The organism is Streptomyces sp. WAC00040, from assembly GCF_056835925.1.
Genome location: NZ_JAKQZE010000001.1, coordinates 595,956 through 613,041, shown reverse-complemented (window position 1 = coordinate 613,041; position 17,086 = coordinate 595,956). Strand labels below are relative to the sequence as shown.

Sequence of the window (17,086 nt, the reverse complement as noted above, 5' to 3'; positions counted from 1 at the left end):
GCCTCAGGGGACAGGAAGAAGGGGGCGAGGGCGACGCCTTAAGTAAGGTAAGCCTAACCTAACTCAAGCCTCGAAAGTCCCTCGCCCCCCTCGGGGCACAACCGATATGTCGTTGATCAAACAATGACCGTGCTCAGACGGTCAGTTGAGGCCGCGGCGGGTCACTCGTCCTCTTCGGCCGGCTCCTCGCGGAGCCCGTCCTCGCTCACGCCGCGCTTCCAGTAGCCGACGAAGGTGACCTTCCGGCGGTCGAACTCCCGGTCGTTCACCAGATGGCGCCGCAGCGCCTTGATGCTGCCGGACTCGCCCGCGATCCACGCGTAGCCGACGCCCTCGGGCAACTCGGCGGCGGCGACGGCCTCCACGGCCGACGGCGCGCCCTCGTCCCGGACGAGCCAGGTGATGTCGGCGTCCGCGTCGGTCTTGAGCGGCAGCCGGTCGCCGGCGTGCGGCACCTCCAGCCAGACCTTGGCCTTCCGGCCGGCGGGCAGCCACTCCAGGATCGCCGAGGCGGCGGGCAGCGCCGTCTCGTCCGCCCAGATCAGCACCCAATCGGTGTCCTCGGGCGGCCGGCAGCGCACGCCGGTGTTGTCGGCGACCGCGGGGCCGAGCACCATCACCCGGTGACCGGGCTCGGCGGCCAGCGCCCAGCGGCAGGCCGGGCCTCCGTCCTCGTGCACGGCGAAGTCGATGTCCACCTCGCCGTCCTCGACGCGCTGCTCCCGCACCGTGTACGAGCGCATCACGGCCCGTACGTCGTCGGGCAGCGCACGCCACGCGGCGAAGATGGCGCCGCCGTCACCCGCGTCGACGGGGACGACGGGGGCCGGCTGGCCCGGGTGCGGAAGGAACAGCGACAGGGACTGGTCGCGGCCGCCGGCCACGAAGTCCCGCAGGCCGTCCTCGCTCTGCCCGGTGAAGGTGACGCGGACGAGCGACGGGCCGAGCCGCCTTGTCCGCGCAACCTGCAGGTCGAAGAAACGGAACGGGGCGATCTCGGCCTCGGTCGTCATGGTCAGGAGACCTTCTTCGCGTTTTCGATGGCCTTCGCGAGGTCCTCGAGGATCGGCGCGCACTTGTCGTACGAGTAGATCGGCTCGGTGACACGCGGGACGACCTGACCGGCCTTCACCGCGGGGAGGCCCGCCCAGGTGGGCTTGGCCTTCAGGGTGTCGGGCTGGAGGGTGCCGGTGCGGTTGTCCAGCATGATGATGTCGGCCCCGTACTTGCCGGCGTTCTCCCAGCTGAGCTCCTCGAAGAAGCCCTGGGCGTTCGGCTTGGGCTCGACGAACTTCACGCCGAGCTCCTGGAAGTAGAGCGTGTCCGCCGACATCTTGGGGACGGAGACGTAGAAGAGGTCCTGGCTGCCGGAGCCGATGAGGACCTTCAGGTTCGGATTGGCCTTTGCCGCCTGGCGCAGCCGCTCCGCGGCCTTCTCGAAGCGGGCCTTGGCGTCGGTGACCTTCTTGGCCTTCATGTCGGCGCCCAGGGACTCCGCGAGGTCCGCACGACGCTGGAGGGCGCCCGGCATGTTGATCTGGGCGGCCCACAGGGCGACGCTCGGGGCCAGCTTGAGGATCTTGTCCTTGGACTGGTCCGGCACGTACCAGAGGGCGTCCTTCTCCCACATGTCCGTCACCAGCAGCTCCGGCGCGAGCGCCGCGTACTTCTCGACGTTGAACTCGCCCCAGACGTTGCCCAGGATCTCGACCTTGCTGATGTCCATGTCGCCGGCCTGGACGTCGGCCTTGCCGTCGGCGGTCTTGGTCGGACCGAACACGCCGGTGACCTCGACCCCGTAGTCGTGCAGGGCGGCGGCGGTGCCGGTGAAGGCGACGATGTTCTTCGGCGCGGCCTTCGACTCGGACTTCTGGCCGCGGTCGTCGGTGAAGGACCAAGGGCCGGACTTCGCGGCGGGCTTGTCGGAGTCGCCCTTTTTGCCCTTCGTCTCCTGGCCGCACGCGGCGAGCGCCACGCCGAGCCCGAGGGCGCCGCCGGCGGAGAGCAGGCCGCGTCGAGTGAGATGGGAAGCTCGGGCGTTGGGCATGGTGGTGTCCGCTTTCGTACGTGCCGAATAGGCCACTGGCAGGTTTTGAAGGTAGGTTAGCCTAACCTCAGAAGTTGTCCAGGGCCGGTCAGGCGCCCGGCGCGCGAGCGGTGCGTGACCTTGGACACGGCGCGACGCGCGGCCCCGTCAGGGTGCCGCGCGCCGCGATGAGCCCCAGGTCAGCCGGTGAGGCCCAACTCCCTTGCGATCAGCATCCGCTGGACCTCGCTCGTGCCCTCGCCGATCTCCAGGATCTTCGAGTCGCGCCACATGCGGGCCACCGGATACTCGTTCATGAAGCCGTAGCCGCCGTGGATCTGGGTCGCCTCACGGGCGTTGTCCACCGCCACCGTCGACGAGTACAGCTTGGCGACGGCTGCCTCCTTCTTGAACGGCTCGCCGTGCACCAGCCGCGACGCCGCGTCCCGCCAGCCGACGCGTGCCATATGGGCCTTCATCTCCATGTCCGCGATCTTGAACTGGATGGCCTGGTTCGACCCGATCGGCCTGCCGAACGCGTGCCGCTCCCGTGCGTACTTCACGGACTCGTCCACACAGCCCTGCGCGAGACCGGTCGCCAGCGCCGAGATGGCGATACGGCCCTCGTCGAGGATGCGCAGGAACTGCGCGTACCCGCGCCCTTCTTCGCCGAGCAGGTTGGCGGCCGGGACACGGACGTCGGCGAAGGAAAGCTCGCGGGTGTCGGAGGCGTTCCATCCGACCTTGGAGTAGGGGGCGGCCACCGTGAATCCGGGCGTCCCGGAGGGGACGATGATCGCGGAGATCTCGGGACGCCCGTCCTCCTTGCGGCCCGTCACCGCGGTCACGGTGACCAGACCGGTGATGTCGGTGCCCGAGTTGGTGATGAAGCACTTGGAGCCGTTGATGACCCACTCGTCGCCGTCCCGTACGGCGGTGGTCCTGGTGCCGCCGGCGTCGGACCCGCCGTCAGGCTCCGTCAGGCCGAACGCGCCCAGCAGCTCACCGGAGCACAGCCGCGGCAGCCACTGCCGCTTCTGCTCCTCGGTGCCGAACAGGTGGATCGGCATCGCGCCCAGCGAGACGCCCGCCTCCAGCGTGATGGCCACGGAGGAGTCGACGCGGGCCAGCTCCTCCAGGGCGATCCCGAGAGCCAGGTAGTCGCCGCCCATGCCCCCGTACTCCTCGGGGAAGGGCAGCCCGAACAGGCCCATACGACCCATCTCACGGACGATCTCGTACGGGAACTCGTGCCGCTCGTAGAAGTCGCCGATCTTCGGGGCTATCACGTCGTGGGCGAACTGCTCGACCGTACGGCGTAGTTCCTCGTGCTCGGCGGACAGCCGGTGATCCAGGGACATCAGGGGTCACTCCTTGTGGGAGAGGGCGCGGACGGTACGGGAGGGGCTGGGGCGGCCCAGCTGTTCGGCCATCCACACGCTCGTGGCGGTGAGCCGGCCGAGATCGACCCCGGTTTCGATGCCGAGGCCGTGAAGCATCCACACGAGGTCCTCGGTGGCGAGGTTTCCGGTCGCGCTCTTCGCGTACGGGCAGCCGCCGAGGCCGCCCGCGGACGAGTCGACGACGCTGACGCCGTGCTGGAGCGCGGCGAAGGTGTTGGCGAGAGCCTGGCCGTACGTGTCGTGGAAGTGCACGGCGAGCCGGTCGGCCGGGACCCCGGCGCCGGCCAGCTCGGTGAGCAGGGCGGCGACATGGCCGGGTGTGGCGACACCGATCGTGTCGCCGAGGCTCAGCTCGTCGCAGCCCATGTCGGCCAGCCTGCGGCAGACGCGGACGACCTGAGCGAGGGGCACGGGGCCCTCCCACGGGTCGCCGAAGCACATGCTCAGATAGCCGCGCACCCGCAGTCCGTGCTCCACGGCCCTGGTCACGACCGGCGCGAACATGGCGAGCGCCTCGTCGACCGTGCGGTTGAGATTGGCCTTGGCGAACGACTCCGTGGCGCTGGCGAACACGGCCACCTCGCGGGCGCCGAGGCCGAGCGCCCGGTCCAGGCCGCGGTCGTTGGGGACCAGGACCGGCAGCCGCACGCCGGCGAGGGAGCTCACCAGCGGGAACAGCTTCTCTGCGTCGGCCAGTTGGGGCACCCACTTGGGGTGGACGAAGCTCGTCGCCTCGACGGTGGTCAGCCCCGATCCGGCGAGGCGGCGGATGAACTCCGCCTTGACCTCCGTCGGCACCACCGACTTCTCGTTCTGCAGGCCGTCGCGGGGACCGACCTCATGGATGCGCACACGGTCGGGAAGTCCCTGGCCGCGGACGGTCATCGGCAGTCCTTCGGTGCCGGTCATGCGGTGGCCTCCCCGTCGGTCGTCACGGTCTCCCCGGTCTCTTCGGGGGTGACCACGGCGAGCACCTGGTCCATGGCGACGGTCGAGCCCGCGATGACGTCGAGCTCCGTGACGGTCCCCGCGTGCGGGGCCGAGATCACGTGCTCCATCTTCATCGCCTCCACCACGAGCAGGCTCTGCCCCGCGGCCACCACGTCACCCACGGCGACCTTGACCACGGTGACCGTGCCCGGCATCGGCGCCGCGAGGGTGTCCACCCCGGAACGGCCGGCGCCGCTCAGGGATGCCTCGACGGGGTCGTGGTCCATCACATGCCAGGAGTCGCCGTCCCGGCCGAGCCAGTCGCCCGCCCGGTGGAAGGTGTGCGTGACGCCGTGCATCTCCACGGAGACCGTGTGCGCCTCCACCCGGGGCGTCGCCTGCCGGCGGACGGCGTGGTCGACCGGATCCGAGCCCGGCACGCGCAACGGGAAGGCCAGCAGGGCCTGTTCGCCGCCCATCCGCCAGCCGGTCGGCACGGAGAACGGGTCGGTCCAGCCGGCGCCGTCCTGGCGAGGCGCCAGCGCGGCGGCGCGGACCGCCGCCGCGGCCTCGTACACCTCGTCCGGCACGCCGGCCGGGACCAGGCCCTCCGCCTCGCGCTCCACCAGGCCGGTGTCCATCTCGCCGGAGACGACAGCCGGGTGGGCCAGCAGCCGGCGCAGGAAGCCGGCGTTCGTCGGGACGCCGAGCGTCACCGTGTCGGCCAGGGCCGCGCGCAACTTGCGCAGTGCGGCGGGGCGGTCGGGGCCGTATGCGATGACCTTCGAGAGCATCGGGTCGTACAGGCTGCCGACCTCCGAGCCCTCACTGAGGCCGGAGTCGGTGCGCACTCCGTCGCCCTGCGGCTCCTGGAGCCTCAGGACCGTGCCGCCGGAGGGAAGGAATCCGCGGGAAGGGTCCTCGGCGCAGATCCGGGCCTCGATCGCGTGACCCGTGAGGGTGATGTCGTCCTGCGTGAACGTCAGCGGCTCGCCGGCCGCGACCCGCAGCTGCCACTCCACCAGGTCCAGTCCCGTGATCAGCTCGGTGACCGGGTGCTCGACCTGGAGGCGGGTGTTCATCTCCATGAAGTAGTACTGGGAGGGGTCCGTGCCCGGCACGATGAACTCCACCGTGCCCGCGCCGCGGTAGCCGCAGGAGCGGGCGGCCTGCACGGCGGCCTCGCCCATCGCGGCGCGCGTCGCCTCGTCCAGCAGAACGGACGGCGCCTCCTCGATGATCTTCTGGTGGCGGCGCTGGAGCGAGCACTCGCGCTCGCCGAGGTGGACCACATTGCCGTGGCCGTCGGCCAGCACCTGGATCTCGATGTGCCGAGGGCGGTCGATCCAGCGCTCGACGAGCAGCGTGTCGTCGCCGAAGGAGGCGCGTGCCTCACGCCGGGCCGCCGCGATCTCGTCCATCAGGGCGGACTCCACGCGGGTGAGGCGCATGCCCTTGCCGCCGCCGCCCGCCGAGGGCTTGAGCAGCACCGGCATGCCGATCTCGCGTGCGGCGGCGGCCAGTTCCTCGTCGCTCAGTCCGCTGCCGGACGATCCGGGCACGACCGGGACCCCGGCCGCCCGCACCGTCTCCTTGGCGCGGATCTTGTCGCCCATGAGGGAGATCGCGGACGGCGGCGGTCCGATGAAGACCAGCTCGGCCTCCGCGCAGGCCTGGGCGAAGCCCGCGTTCTCCGCGAGGAAGCCGTAGCCCGGGTGCACGGCCTGCGCGCCGGTACGGGTCGCGGCGTCGAGCAGCCTCTCGATGGAGAGATAGCTCTCGGCGGCCGGCGCCGGGCCGATGCGGACGGCCGTGTCGGCCTCTCGCACATGGCGTGCCCCGGCGTCGGCGTCGCTGAAGACGGCCACGGAGCGTACGCCGAGGGACCGCAGGGTGCGGATGACCCGTACGGCGATCTCGCCCCTGTTGGCCACCAGAACGGTGTCGAACATCGTCATCGTGGAAGGTCCCTCACATCCGGAAGACGCCGAAGCCGGCGTCTCCCAACGGGGCGTTGGCACAGGCGGTCAGAGCGAGCCCCAGCACCTGCCGGGTCTCCAACGGGTCGATCACGCCGTCGTCCCACAGGCGGGCCGTCGCGTAGTAGGCGTTGCCCTGCTGTTCGTACTGGGCGCGGATCGGGTCCTTGAAGATCTCTTCCTCCTCGGCGGACCACTGCTCGCCGCGGCCCTCGAGCTGGTCGCGCTTGACGGTGGCCAGCACGGACGCGGCCTGTTCGCCGCCCATCACCGAGATCTTGGCGTTGGGCCACATCCACAGGAAACGAGGGCTGTACGCCCGGCCGCACATCGAGTAGTTGCCCGCGCCGTACGAACCTCCGACGACCACGGTCAGCTTCGGCACCCTGGTGCAGGCCACCGCGGTGACCATCTTGGCGCCGTGCTTGGCGATGCCGCCCGCCTCGTAGTCCTTGCCGACCATGAAGCCGGAGATGTTCTGCAGGAAGAGGAGCGGGATGCCGCGCTGGTCGCAGAGCTCGATGAAGTGCGCGCCCTTCTGGGCGGACTCGGCGAACAGGATGCCGTTGTTGGCGACGATGCCGACCGGATGGCCGTGGATCCGGGCGAAACCCGTGACCAGCGTCTGACCGAACTCGGCCTTGAACTCCTGGAAGCGGGACGCGTCCACGACGCGGGCGATGATCTCGCGGGCGTCGTAGGGCGTGCGGGAGTCGACCGGCACCGCCCCGTACAGCCCCGCAGGGTCGACCTTCGGCTCCTCCGCGGGCTCGACCTGCCAGGGCAGTGGTCCGCGCGGGGGGAGAGTAGCCACGATGTTCCTGACGATCCGCAGGGCGTGCGCGTCGTCCTCGGCGAGGTGGTCGGTGACACCGGAGACGCGGGAGTGGACCTCGCCGCCGCCGAGCTCCTCCGCCGTGACGACCTCACCGGTCGCGGCCTTCACGAGCGGCGGACCGCCCAGGAAGATGGTGCCCTGGTTGCGGACGATCACGGCCTCGTCGCTCATCGCCGGGACGTACGCGCCGCCCGCCGTGCACGAGCCGAGCACTGCCGCGATCTGAGGGATCCCGGCGCCGGACATCCGGGCCTGGTTGTAGAAGATCCGCCCGAAGTGCTCGCGGTCGGGGAACACCTCGTCCTGCATCGGCAGGAATGCGCCGCCGGAGTCCACCAGATAGACGCAGGGGAGGCGGTTCTCCAGGGCCACCTCCTGCGCCCGCAGGTGCTTCTTCACCGTCATCGGGTAGTACGTCCCGCCCTTGACGGTGGCGTCGTTGGCGACGACCACGACCTCACGGCCGCTGACCCTGCCGATCCCGGCGATCACGCCGGCGGCCGGGGCCTGCCCGCCGTACATCCCCTCGGCCGCGAGGGGGGCCAGCTCGAGGAACGGCGACCCCGGGTCGAGCAGGGTGTCGACCCGCTCCCGGGGCAGCAGCTTGCCGCGCGCCGTGTGGCGGGCGCGCGCCTTCTCGCCGCCGCCGAGGCGGGCCGCCGCGAGACGGGACCGCAGACCGTCGGCGAGCTCCTGGTGTGCCGCCTCATTGGCCTGCCAGGCCTCGGAGGCCGGGTCCGCGGCGCTCGCCAGCACTGGTGCCTGCTGCATTGATCGAGCTCCCTTGCTCGGTTAATGAGCGTTAACGTGTTGCGTCAAGGTTAACGACCGCTAACCGCCCTGTCTAGAATGAATGTTCATGAGCACCAGGACCGCGGCCCCGACCCGCCGCGAGCAGATCCTCAAGGAGGCCGCCCGCCTCTTCGCAGAGCGCGGCTTCCACGGCGTGGGCGTCGACGAGATAGGAGCCGCGGTCGGTATCAGCGGCCCCGGCCTGTACCGCCACTTCGCAGGCAAGGACGCCATGCTGGCGGAGCTGCTGGTCGGCATCAGTGAGCGCCTCCTGGACGGGGGGCGGCTGCGGGTCGAGGAGGCCGGCACCGGGCCGGAGTCGGTGCTCGCGTCCCTCATCGACGGTCACATCGACTTCGCCCTCGACGACCGCCCCCTGATCACCCTGCACGACCGGGAGCTGGATCGCCTCCGGGACAGTGACCGCAAGCGGGTGCGCCAGCTCCAGCGTCAGTACGTGGAGCTGTGGGTGACCGTGGTCCGAGAGCTCCACCCCGAGGTCGCGGAGTCCGAGGCGCGGGCGGCCGTGCACGCGGTCTTCGGTCTGCTGAACTCCACCCCGCACCTCGGGGCGAACGGCGGCGGCCCCCTGGGCCGCGCGGCGACGGAGGGTCTGCTGCGGCGTCTGGCACACGGGGCGCTGGCGTCGCTCGCCGGCTGACGGACGCACCCGCCTCGCAACCGCGGTCAACGGCGCAGCGGCGCGTCCGCCGGGGTCGCAGGTTCGACGGCGCAGGGGCCGGGTCGCGGGTCCGGCTGCGAAGGAGCACCCGCGCCCGGAACACGGCTCGGGGCCGTGGGGCACGTCCCAGGGGGCAATACGGTCGACACGCTCCGCTCACCCCACGGCACAATGGGTCCATGCCGATACCCAGCCGTGCCGCTCTCGTCGACCACCTCGTCCGCACACGTATCGCCGGAGACGTCGCCACTCCGCGCGACAACAACCTCTCCCACTACCGCAAGCTCGCCAACGGTGACCGGCACTACTGGCTCGGCCTCGAACTCGGGGACCGCTGGAGCGACGAGCAGGACGTGCTCGCCGTCATGGCGGAGCGCTGCGGGGTCAGCGACGATCCCGGACACCGGCAGGGACAGGACACCATCGACCCCGAGCTGACCGTCGACGCGCTCGAACGCATGGCCGCGCGACTGCGCAAGGCGGCCGACGCGAAGGAGCGGGTCCTGTTCGCGACCGGTCACCCCGGCGGGCTGCTGGACGTGCACCGGGCCACGGCAGCCGCGCTGAGGGCGGCCGGCTGCGAGATCGTGCGGATCCCGGGCGGGCTGATCGCGGACGAAGGCATGGTCTTCCAGTTCGCCGACGTCGCCATGCTCGAGCGCGGCGCGACCCTCTGGCACACCCACTCACCGGCCCCGATGGCCGCCATCCTGGACGCCATGGCGCACGAGGGCAGACCGCTGCCCGACCTCGTGGTGGCAGATCACGGCTGGGCAGGCTGTGCGGGACAGCGCGGGCTGGACTCCATCGGATACGCGGACTGCAACGACCCGGCGCTGTTCATCGGCGAGGCGGAGGGCACGCTCCAGGTGACCGTCCCCCTCGACGATCACGTCACCGACCCGCGTTTCTACGACCCCATGACGGCGTACCTGCTCGACGCGGCGGGCCTCACCCACGAGCTGTGAAACCGGCGGTGGCCCCCTGCGCCACCGCCGGCATCACGTCCCGGAACTCGCCGCGGCCCCCACCGCGGCCCCCCCGCCGGGGTCAGTGGCGCCAGAGGCCCCGCACCACGCAGTACGTCCCGCCCAGCAGCAGCAGGGAGAGCGAGCCCCGCAGGCCCAGCGCCAGGACGTACCGCCATCCGGTCCCGAGGTCGATCAGCCGCTCACGCAGGACCAGGAACAGCACCACCGAGCCGACGATCAGTAGCGCGCCGCCGGCGGTCCACACCGCCCGGACGCCGGGCGAAGCCTTCGCCCAGGCCGCGGTGCCGGCCGCGTCGTTCGCCGGCTCATCGGCGTACGACGGTTCCTCCTCGGCCTGCGGCACCGCACTCACGGATCCCTCCCGGCAACGGCCCGGCGGCCCGGGCAGCGTGGTCCCGGGGGTTGGTCCAGCCCCCGGGGATCCGGACGGGCGCTTGTGGCGTCCTAGGATCTGCATCCAGGCTCGCAGCCGCAGGCACGCCATCGCTCAGACCACAGGACGACCTTTGCACTACGACTTGAGGCCGCCGGTGCGTGTCCTCGTCGTCGACGACGAGGAACTGGTACGCGCCGCGCTGCAACGGCTCCTCGACTCGGCCGACGACATCACCGTCACCGCCACCTGCGACGGCCCCGACGCCCTCGAAACGGCGCGGCGGCTCGCCCCCGACGTGGTCCTGCTGGACATCGACATGCCGGGAGCCTCCGGCCTCGACGTGCTGCACGCCGTGCGGGCACTGCCCGCCCCGCCCGTGGTGGCCATGCTCACCGCCCTCGACCGCGCCGACCACGTCGAGCGCGCCCTGCGGGAGGGCGCGTCCGGGTTCCTGCTCAAGACCACGGAACCGCGCCTGTTCGTCGACGCGGTGCGCCTCCTCGCCGCCGGCGGGGTGATCTGCACACCGCCGGGCAGCGCCGCCGTACTGGCCCGGTACACGGCCGGTGCCCCCGCCCCCACGCCGCGGGCGTCCGACGACCTCGCGGGCCTCACCCGGCGTGAGCACGAGGTCCTCACCTTGATCGCGGCGGGACTGTGCAACACCGACATCGCCACACACCTCGGTATGGGGGTGACCACGGTCAAGACACACATCGGCGCGCTGAAGCGGAAGCTCTCCGTCACCAGCCGGGTCGGCCTGGCCGCGGTCGTCCACCGCGCCACGGGCGGACAGGGACCGGGATGAGCGCCCGGTACTGGGCCGGTCAAGCCCTCGTCGTCGCCGCCGCCGTCGCGGAGGTACTGGCCACCCGGGTCTGGCTGCAGGACTGGATGGCCGCCGGCGCGCTCGCCGCGGCCGGCCTGCTCGTCCTGCGCGAGCGCTTCCCCCGTACGGTCTTCGCCCTCACGCTGCCGACACTCGCCACCGGCGTACTGTGGCTGCCCGCCGTGTGCGCGCTGCACGCCCTCGCAGCGTCCGAGCGCCGCCGTGGCGAAGTGGTCGCCGCCTCGGCCGCCGTCGCTGTCGTGGCGTTCGTGCCGTGGCGGGACCTGGACGGATACGCCTGGTCGCTGCCGGAGACCACCCTCAGCGTCCTGCTGGCCGGGCTGCTCGCCGTCGCCCCCGCCGCCCTCGGCCTGCTCGGCCGGGCCCGCGCCGAACTCGCCGCCCGCCTCGCCGAACTGGCGCTCTCCCGGGAACGCGAGCGGCGCTACGCCGCCGAACAGGCCGCGCTGCGGGAACGCGAACGGCTGGCCCGGGACGTCCACGACACGGCCGCCCACCACCTGAGCCTGATCAGCCTGCGCTGCAGCGGGCTCGCCGCGGCCGCCGACTCTGCCCCGTACCGGGAGGAGGCCGCCGCCCTGGGGGAGCTCAGCCGCCGCGCCGCCGCCGACCTGCGCCGGGCCATCCGCCACGACGGGCCCGGCCTCGCGCAGCTCCCGGAACTCCTCGAGGCGGCGCGCGACCTCGTCGAGGCGGTGCACCTGGACGCCCGCGACTGCCCTCCGGCGGTCGAGCACGCCGCTTACCGCATCGTCCAGGAGGGCCTGACCAACATCCGCCGTCATGCCCCCGGCGCCGCCGCCCGTGTGACGGTGCGCCGCACCGGCCACACCCTGCTCGTCGCCGTGCACAACGAACCGCCGCCGGGCTCCTGTCCGCCCCCCGACCCCGGCGGCCACGGCCTTTCCGGCCTGCGCACCCGTACGGCGGCCCTCGGCGGCACCCTCACGGCCGGCCCCACGCCTACAGGGGGCTTCGCCCTGGCCGCGACACTGCCGGTGCCGGCGGCCCCCGGCGCGTGAGCGGAGCCGCCGGTGCCCGGACGGACATGACCGAACTCGACGGAACGACCCGGTCCTGAACGAACCCCGAGCCCGGGGGCCATGGGTGTCCAGCGTGCCCGGGGCGACGCCCCGCCTCAGGGCGGAGGGTGACGCGTGACGCGTCGAAGGTGGTGTTCGCGGCGCACACCCCGGCCGCCTGACCGCCGGCCGGGGCGCGCGCCGCGCGGCGGTCAGCGCGGGACGCGGACCACGCCTTCCTGGATGACCGAGATCGCCAGCTGGCCGTCCTGGGTGTAGATACGGGCCTGGCCCAGGCCCCGGCCGCCGGAGGCGGACGGTGACTGCTGGTCGTACAGGAGCCATTCGTCGGCGCGGAACGGCCGGTGGAACCACATCGCGTGGTCCAGCGACGCTCCCACGACGTCTCCGACCGCCCAGCCGCCCCGGCCGTGGGCGAGCAGGACCGAGTCGAGCAGCGTCATGTCGGAGACGTACGTCGCGAGGCAGACGTGCAGCAGGGAGTCGTCGGCGAGCTTGCCGTTCGCGCGGAACCAGACCTGGGAGCGCGGCTCGCGCGGTCGGCCCGCCGTGGCGTACGGCGGCTCGTCCACGTAGCGGAGGTCGACCGCCGCCCGTGCCTCGAGGAGCCGGTCCACCACGCCGGGGTCGACGAAGCTGTCCGCGTAGCGCGGCAGCATCTCGGCGGCCGTCGGCAGCGACTCCGGGTCCGGCGCGTCAGGCATCTCCGCCTGGTGCTCCAAACCCTCCTCCGGCGTCTGGAACGACGCCGAGAGGTGGAAGATCGGCTGGCCGTGCTGGACCGCGACCACCCGCCGGGTCGTGAACGACCGTCCGTCGCGGATGCGGTCGACCGTGTAGACGATCGGGGCGCCCGGGTCGCCCATGCGCAGGAAGTACGAGTGCAGCGAGTGCGCCGTGCGGTCCGCCGGGGCCGTCCGGCCCGCGGCGACCAGCGCCTGAGCGGCGACCTGCCCGCCGAAGACGCGTGGGACCACGGCCGAACGGGAGCTTCCCCGGAAGATGTTCTGCTCGATCTGCTCCAGGTCGAGCAGATCGAGCAGCTCGTCGAGCGCTTGGTTCACGTCAGGGAACCTACAGGCCCATCGACTTGGCGATGATGGACTTCATGACCTCGCTGGTGCCGCCGTAGATACGGTTGACGCGGTTGTCGGCGTACAGGCGGGCGATCGGGTACTCGTTCATGTAGCCGTAGCCGCCGTGCAGCTGGAGGCAGCGGTCGATCACACGGTGGGCGACCTCGGTGCAGAACAGCTTCGCGGAAGCGGCCTCCGCGGCGGTCAGCTCGCCGGCGTCGAGCGCTTGCAGCGCGCGGTCGGCGACGGCCTCCGCCGCGTCCACCTCGGCCTGGCAGGCGGCCAGCTCGAACTTGGTGTTCTGGAACGAGGCGACCGGCTTGCCGAAGACCGTACGGTCGGTCACGTACTGCTGGGCGAACCGGACGGCGGCCTTGGCCTGGGCGTACGCGCCGAACGCGATGCCCCAGCGCTCGGACGGCAGGTTCTGGCCGAGGTAGTAGAAGCCCTTGTTCTCCTCGCCGAGCAGGTCCTCCACGGGGACCTTGACGTCGACGAAGGCCAGCTCGGCGGTGTCGGAGGTGCGCAGGCCCAGCTTGTCCAGCTTGCGGCCGACGGAGTACCCCTCGGACTTGGTGTCCACGGCGAACAGGGAGATGCCGAAGCGGCGGTCGTCCTCGCGCGGGGCGGACGTACGGGCGCAGACGATCACACGGTCGGCGTGCACGCCGCCGGTGATGAAGGTCTTGGCACCGTTGAGGACGTAGTGCGTGCCGTCCTCGGAGAGCTTGGCCGTGGTCTTCATGCCCGCGACGTCGGAGCCGGTGCCCGGCTCGGTCATCGCCAGCGCCCACATCTCCTCGCCGGTGACGAACTTCGTCAGGTAGCGCTTCTTCTGCTCGTCGGTGGCGAGCAGCTTGATGTAGGGGAGGGCGAGCAGCACGTGCACACCGGAGCCGCCGAACTGGACGCCCGCACGGGAGGTCTCCTCGTAGAGGACGGCCTCGAACTTGTGCGTGTCCAGGCCCGCGCCGCCGAACTCCTCGGGCACGTTGATGCCGAAGATGCCCAGCTCGCCGAGCTTGTGGTAGAAGTCGCGCGGCGCCTGGCCGGCAGCGAACCACTCGTCGTAGACGGGGACGACCTCGGCCTCGATGAAGGCGCGGATGGTGTCCCGGAACGCCTCGTGGTCCTCGTTGAATACGGTCCGGCGCACGGACGCCTCCTCGGTGACTGTGACTGTGTGGGCACGCTGGCACATGGCTAAGCGCTTGCTCAGGCTAAGTTACCGGGGGGTTGTTGAAAGTGTCCATAGTGATGCTGAGCACGTACGGGCGTGACGACGCCCCCGTCGCGTGGACGGAGGCGTTGTCGGTGAGCGGCTGCGGGCGGTCTCAGCAGGCGATTCCCTGCGAGCGCAGCCACTCGCACTGCGTCTCGCCGGACGTCTTGCCGCCGTCGTAGGCGCGGGGGTCCTTGTACGCGGGGCCGACGGGCTCGTTGTCCTCGAACACGCCGTCTCCGTCGATGTCCCCGCCGTCGGGGTCGATCGTGCCAATGGGGTTGCGGCAGTTCTGGCGGTCGGCCGGGTCCGTGGTGCACTGCCCCTTCGCCGCGGCCTCCTCCGCCGCTGCGCTCTGAGCCGTGGCCTGGGTCGCCAGGGCCTTCTCCAGCGGGGCGGTCCCGACCTGTAGGGAGACCTTGTGGGGGTCGGCCGATGGTCGGGGTGCGGATGCCTCGGCCCCGCAGGCGGAAAGCGTCGAGAGCAGGCAGGCTGCCAGAACGGTGGTGCCGGCGAGTGTGCCGGTCCTGCGGCGGGTTATGTGCATGGGCCCACACTCCGACCAATGAGTGATTTGTCCGCTTGTGCGACGAACGGTACGGCGGTTCCCTCCGACCGGTCAACGTTTCGGAGCCTGCCGTTCCGACCGCCCGGAGTGCGTCAGATCATGAGAACGCGGCCGGACCCCGCTCACGCCGCGGGCGCCGCCGGTTCATCCGAGACGCTCTCAAGATCTACGCGGAGGGGCATCCGACCGACTGAGGAAACGTGCTCGACGGCCGGCGCCGCAGCCCCTTGCAGGTGGCCCGGAATCGGCGGCAGAGGTGGGCTCAGCCGGGCAGTGCCGGCGGCGGGCCCTGTTGGGGGTCCTCCGCGTCGTAGGCGGAGAGTGCCGCCTGGCGGTGGTCGAGCAGTTCGGCGAGGTCCTCCGGGGACAGGTCCTCGCGTGCCAGTTTCACCGTGGCGCGGCCTTCCAGGGCCGCCCAGGCGTGCCGGGCGCGCTTGTTGGCGCGGCAGCGGGTGTCGCTGCGGAGGAAGCCGGCGCCGGCGGCGAGGCCGGCGGAGGTCAGCGCGAGCAGGGCGGCGGGGACGCGGGCGTCCGCCGTGGCGAGGCCGGCGGCTCCGGCGGTGCCGGCGAGGAGGGCGGCGGGGAAGCCGAGGGCGATATGGGCCTTGGTCCAGAACTCGGCACGGCGGTGGGCGAGTCCCTTCTGGTGCGCCGCCTCGTCCCGTAACCGCTCGATCTCGGCCCGCAGGCGGCGCGCCGGCCCGTCCGGGTCCGCGACCCTGGTTCCGTCAGCAGGAGTGACCATGCGGGAATTCCAACACACTTGTCGCACAGGGGGATTGGTGTGTGGTGACAGCTTTCGGCCGCGTCGGTCGTGGGCTTGTCACGGAACCGTGGACATCGGGCCACCTACCCCTGCCGCAGCGCGAACCACAGCTCCATCCGGACGTCCACGTCGTCCAGGTCGGCTTCCAGCAGGGTCGCGCAGCGGCCGATGCGCTGGCGGACCGTGTTGCGGTGGATGCCCATGGCGACGGCTGTGCGGTCCCAACTGCCGTGCAGGGAGAGCCAGGTCCGCAGCGTCTCGACGAGCGCGGGGGAGTCGGCGAGCGGCGCCAGGCGTGCGCGGGCGTCGGCGGGGGTGAGCGGGCCGGACTCGCGGTGGCGCACCAGCGGTCTGCCCGTCGTGAGTGCACGGCGTAGGGCGCGTGCCGCGTGCGTGTCGGCGAGGGCGAGGTCCCGCCCCTCGGCGGGGGCGCTGACCCCGAGCGTCCAACCGGGCTGGGCCACGACGGCTGTACTCGCGGGCAGCAACAGGCGTACCGCCGTGCCGTCGGGTGTCTCGACCAGGGAGGTGCCCAGCGCCGCCCCCAGTGCTGCCGCGGCGAACGGGGTCCCGTCGCCGCCCTGGGCGTGGACCACCGTCCAGGGGCCCGGGTCCAGGGAGCGCGCCGCCTCGGCCGGGGTCTCGCCGAGGAGCAGGCGGACCAGGGCGGCGTCGCGTACCGCGGAATCCTCCCCCCGTCGCGGGGCGGTGAGCAGGGAGAGCAGGACGACGGCCACCCCGGCGATGGTGTGGTTCCCCGGCTCGTGGTGCTCGGCCGCGACGGCGAGCGTGAGTCCGTCGGCGCCGCCGAGCGCGTACGCGGCGAGCCGCAGCCCCCCGCCGTCACCGCTCGCCGTCGCCGGTCCGACAGGGCGCGGGCCCACCACCCCCGCCAGATCGGCGAGTGCACGGCTCGCCGCGTCGGGGATCGGGCGGCCCGCCGCCGCCGCCTCCGTACCGTCCGGGGCGAAGAGCACCGCGCGTCCGCCGAGCCGCGAGGCCAGCGCGCCGAGCACCGCGGGGACAGGGGCCGGCCGGGCGGCCGCCGTCGCCAGCGACTGCTGCGCCTCGCTCACCCGTCGCAACTCCTGGAGGCGGGCCTGGGCCATCAGTCGCCACAGTGCCCGGGCCACGGCAGTGAACGGCGTCTGCGGCGGCACCTCGACCAGCGGCAGGCCGTGGCGTGTGCACGCCGCTACGAGCTCCGCGGGCACGGTGTCGTACACCGGAGCCACGCCGAAGCCGAGCGCCGCCGCGCCCGCCTCGACCACACGTTCCACGTACCGCGAGGGGTCGCTGAGCTGCACGCCCGCCGTCATCAGCAGTTCACCGCCGAGGAGGTACGGATAGGGGTCCGCCATCTCGGAGGTGTGCACCCAGTGGAGGGCGGCGTCCTCGGAGCCGGTGAGCAATCGCAGCCCGAGGTCCCGGCGGGCGAGCAGGGCGGCGAGCGGGACGGCCGGCGCCGGTGGCGTGGATCCGGGCTCATGAGCGGACATGGCGGTGGACCCTTCGTACATCCCTCATGGGGCCGATGGATGAA

The 17,086-nt window shown here is 72.1% G+C and carries 16 protein-coding genes; 4 read left to right on the top strand and 12 right to left on the bottom strand.

Annotation, left to right across the window (positions count from 1 at the left end):
* Nucleotides 1–161: 161 nt before the first annotated feature.
* The 6 genes from MDN94_RS02770 to MDN94_RS02745 form a co-directional block, all read right to left on the bottom strand.
* Nucleotides 162–1,013 carry a siderophore-interacting protein gene (locus MDN94_RS02770; RefSeq protein ID WP_482724395.1) on the bottom strand — a complete coding sequence of 284 codons (852 nt, stop codon included), beginning with the start codon at nt 1,011–1,013 and terminating at the stop codon, nt 162–164.
* Between the two features lie 2 nt (nt 1,014–1,015).
* Nucleotides 1,016–2,047, bottom strand: coding sequence for an ABC transporter substrate-binding protein (locus MDN94_RS02765; RefSeq protein WP_482724394.1), 1,032 nt, complete (start codon nt 2,045–2,047; stop codon nt 1,016–1,018).
* A 179-nt stretch (nt 2,048–2,226) separates the two neighbouring features.
* Nucleotides 2,227–3,387 (bottom strand): acyl-CoA dehydrogenase family protein, encoded by a 1,161-nt coding sequence (locus MDN94_RS02760; protein ID WP_482724393.1) that lies wholly within the window; start codon nt 3,385–3,387, stop codon nt 2,227–2,229.
* Between the two features lie 6 nt (nt 3,388–3,393).
* The gene (locus MDN94_RS02755) at nt 3,394–4,338 is read right to left on the bottom strand and encodes a hydroxymethylglutaryl-CoA lyase (protein WP_482724392.1); all 945 of its coding nucleotides are present in this window, start codon (nt 4,336–4,338) and stop codon (nt 3,394–3,396) included.
* The gene (locus MDN94_RS02750) at nt 4,335–6,311 is read right to left on the bottom strand and encodes an acetyl/propionyl/methylcrotonyl-CoA carboxylase subunit alpha (RefSeq protein ID WP_482726983.1); all 1,977 of its coding nucleotides are present in this window, start codon (nt 6,309–6,311) and stop codon (nt 4,335–4,337) included. Before MDN94_RS02750 ends, MDN94_RS02755 begins: the two co-directional genes overlap by 4 nt.
* Before the next feature lie 19 nt (nt 6,312–6,330).
* Nucleotides 6,331–7,947, bottom strand: coding sequence for a carboxyl transferase domain-containing protein (locus MDN94_RS02745; RefSeq protein ID WP_482724391.1), 1,617 nt, complete (start codon nt 7,945–7,947; stop codon nt 6,331–6,333).
* Nucleotides 7,948–8,035: 88 nt separating this feature from the next.
* On the opposite strand from MDN94_RS02745, the gene MDN94_RS02740 reads away from it, so the two are divergent.
* Complete coding sequence (locus MDN94_RS02740) at nt 8,036–8,629, top strand: SACE_7040 family transcriptional regulator (protein ID WP_441263133.1); 594 nt, start codon at nt 8,036–8,038, stop codon at nt 8,627–8,629.
* Nucleotides 8,630–8,829: 200 nt separating this feature from the next.
* Nucleotides 8,830–9,618 (top strand): phosphatase, encoded by a 789-nt coding sequence (locus MDN94_RS02735; protein WP_441263132.1) that lies wholly within the window; start codon nt 8,830–8,832, stop codon nt 9,616–9,618.
* 82 nt (nt 9,619–9,700) lie between these two features.
* Here the strand turns inward: MDN94_RS02735 and MDN94_RS02730 are convergent, their stop codons facing one another.
* On the bottom strand, nt 9,701–9,994 hold the full coding sequence (locus MDN94_RS02730; RefSeq protein ID WP_482724390.1) for a hypothetical protein: 294 nt from the start codon (nt 9,992–9,994) through the stop codon (nt 9,701–9,703).
* 154 nt (nt 9,995–10,148) lie between these two features.
* Here MDN94_RS02730 and MDN94_RS02725 point away from each other — a divergent pair, with 154 nt between their 5' ends.
* Nucleotides 10,149–10,826 carry a response regulator gene (locus MDN94_RS02725; RefSeq protein WP_482724389.1) on the top strand — a complete coding sequence of 226 codons (678 nt, stop codon included), beginning with the start codon at nt 10,149–10,151 and terminating at the stop codon, nt 10,824–10,826.
* Nucleotides 10,823–11,890, top strand: a complete 1,068-nt coding sequence (locus MDN94_RS02720; protein WP_482724388.1) for a sensor histidine kinase — start codon at nt 10,823–10,825, stop codon at nt 11,888–11,890. Before MDN94_RS02725 ends, MDN94_RS02720 begins: the two co-directional genes overlap by 4 nt.
* A 212-nt stretch (nt 11,891–12,102) precedes the next feature.
* On the opposite strand, the gene tesB is transcribed toward MDN94_RS02720, so the two are convergent.
* The 5 genes from tesB to MDN94_RS02695 all read right to left on the bottom strand — a co-directional run bounded on the left by tesB (nt 12,103) and on the right by MDN94_RS02695 (nt 17,042).
* On the bottom strand, nt 12,103–12,975 hold the full coding sequence (gene tesB, locus MDN94_RS02715; protein ID WP_482724387.1) for an acyl-CoA thioesterase II: 873 nt from the start codon (nt 12,973–12,975) through the stop codon (nt 12,103–12,105).
* 10 nt (nt 12,976–12,985) lie between these two features.
* Nucleotides 12,986–14,143 (bottom strand): acyl-CoA dehydrogenase family protein, encoded by a 1,158-nt coding sequence (locus MDN94_RS02710; protein WP_482724386.1) that lies wholly within the window; start codon nt 14,141–14,143, stop codon nt 12,986–12,988.
* 178 nt (nt 14,144–14,321) lie between these two features.
* Complete coding sequence (locus MDN94_RS02705; RefSeq protein WP_482724385.1) at nt 14,322–14,756, bottom strand: hypothetical protein; 435 nt, start codon at nt 14,754–14,756, stop codon at nt 14,322–14,324.
* 283 nt (nt 14,757–15,039) lie between these two features.
* Nucleotides 15,040–15,522: a hypothetical protein gene (locus MDN94_RS02700; RefSeq protein ID WP_482724384.1), complete on the bottom strand. Its 483-nt coding sequence runs from the start codon at nt 15,520–15,522 to the stop codon at nt 15,040–15,042.
* Between the two features lie 104 nt (nt 15,523–15,626).
* The gene (locus MDN94_RS02695) at nt 15,627–17,042 is read right to left on the bottom strand and encodes a PucR family transcriptional regulator ligand-binding domain-containing protein (protein ID WP_482724383.1); all 1,416 of its coding nucleotides are present in this window, start codon (nt 17,040–17,042) and stop codon (nt 15,627–15,629) included.
* Nucleotides 17,043–17,086: the final 44 nt, after the last annotated feature.

What these genes read in the sequence shown, in the direction of transcription:
- MDN94_RS02770 (WP_482724395.1), bottom strand. Translation starts at nt 1,013, where the DNA reads ATGACGACCGAGGCCGAGATCGCCCCGTTCCGTTTCTTCGACCTGCAG.
- MDN94_RS02765 (WP_482724394.1), bottom strand. Translation starts at nt 2,047, where the DNA reads ATGCCCAACGCCCGAGCTTCCCATCTCACTCGACGCGGCCTGCTCTCC.
- MDN94_RS02760 (WP_482724393.1), bottom strand. Translation starts at nt 3,387, where the DNA reads ATGTCCCTGGATCACCGGCTGTCCGCCGAGCACGAGGAACTACGCCGT.
- MDN94_RS02755 (WP_482724392.1), bottom strand. Translation starts at nt 4,338, where the DNA reads ATGACCGGCACCGAAGGACTGCCGATGACCGTCCGCGGCCAGGGACTT.
- MDN94_RS02750 (WP_482726983.1), bottom strand. Translation starts at nt 6,311, where the DNA reads ATGTTCGACACCGTTCTGGTGGCCAACAGGGGCGAGATCGCCGTACGG.
- MDN94_RS02745 (WP_482724391.1), bottom strand. Translation starts at nt 7,947, where the DNA reads ATGCAGCAGGCACCAGTGCTGGCGAGCGCCGCGGACCCGGCCTCCGAG.
- MDN94_RS02740 (WP_441263133.1), top strand. Translation starts at nt 8,036, where the DNA reads ATGAGCACCAGGACCGCGGCCCCGACCCGCCGCGAGCAGATCCTCAAG.
- MDN94_RS02735 (WP_441263132.1), top strand. Translation starts at nt 8,830, where the DNA reads ATGCCGATACCCAGCCGTGCCGCTCTCGTCGACCACCTCGTCCGCACA.
- MDN94_RS02720 (WP_482724388.1), top strand. Translation starts at nt 10,823, where the DNA reads ATGAGCGCCCGGTACTGGGCCGGTCAAGCCCTCGTCGTCGCCGCCGCC.
- MDN94_RS02705 (WP_482724385.1), bottom strand. Translation starts at nt 14,756, where the DNA reads ATGCACATAACCCGCCGCAGGACCGGCACACTCGCCGGCACCACCGTT.
- MDN94_RS02700 (WP_482724384.1), bottom strand. Translation starts at nt 15,522, where the DNA reads ATGGTCACTCCTGCTGACGGAACCAGGGTCGCGGACCCGGACGGGCCG.
- MDN94_RS02695 (WP_482724383.1), bottom strand. Translation starts at nt 17,042, where the DNA reads ATGTCCGCTCATGAGCCCGGATCCACGCCACCGGCGCCGGCCGTCCCG.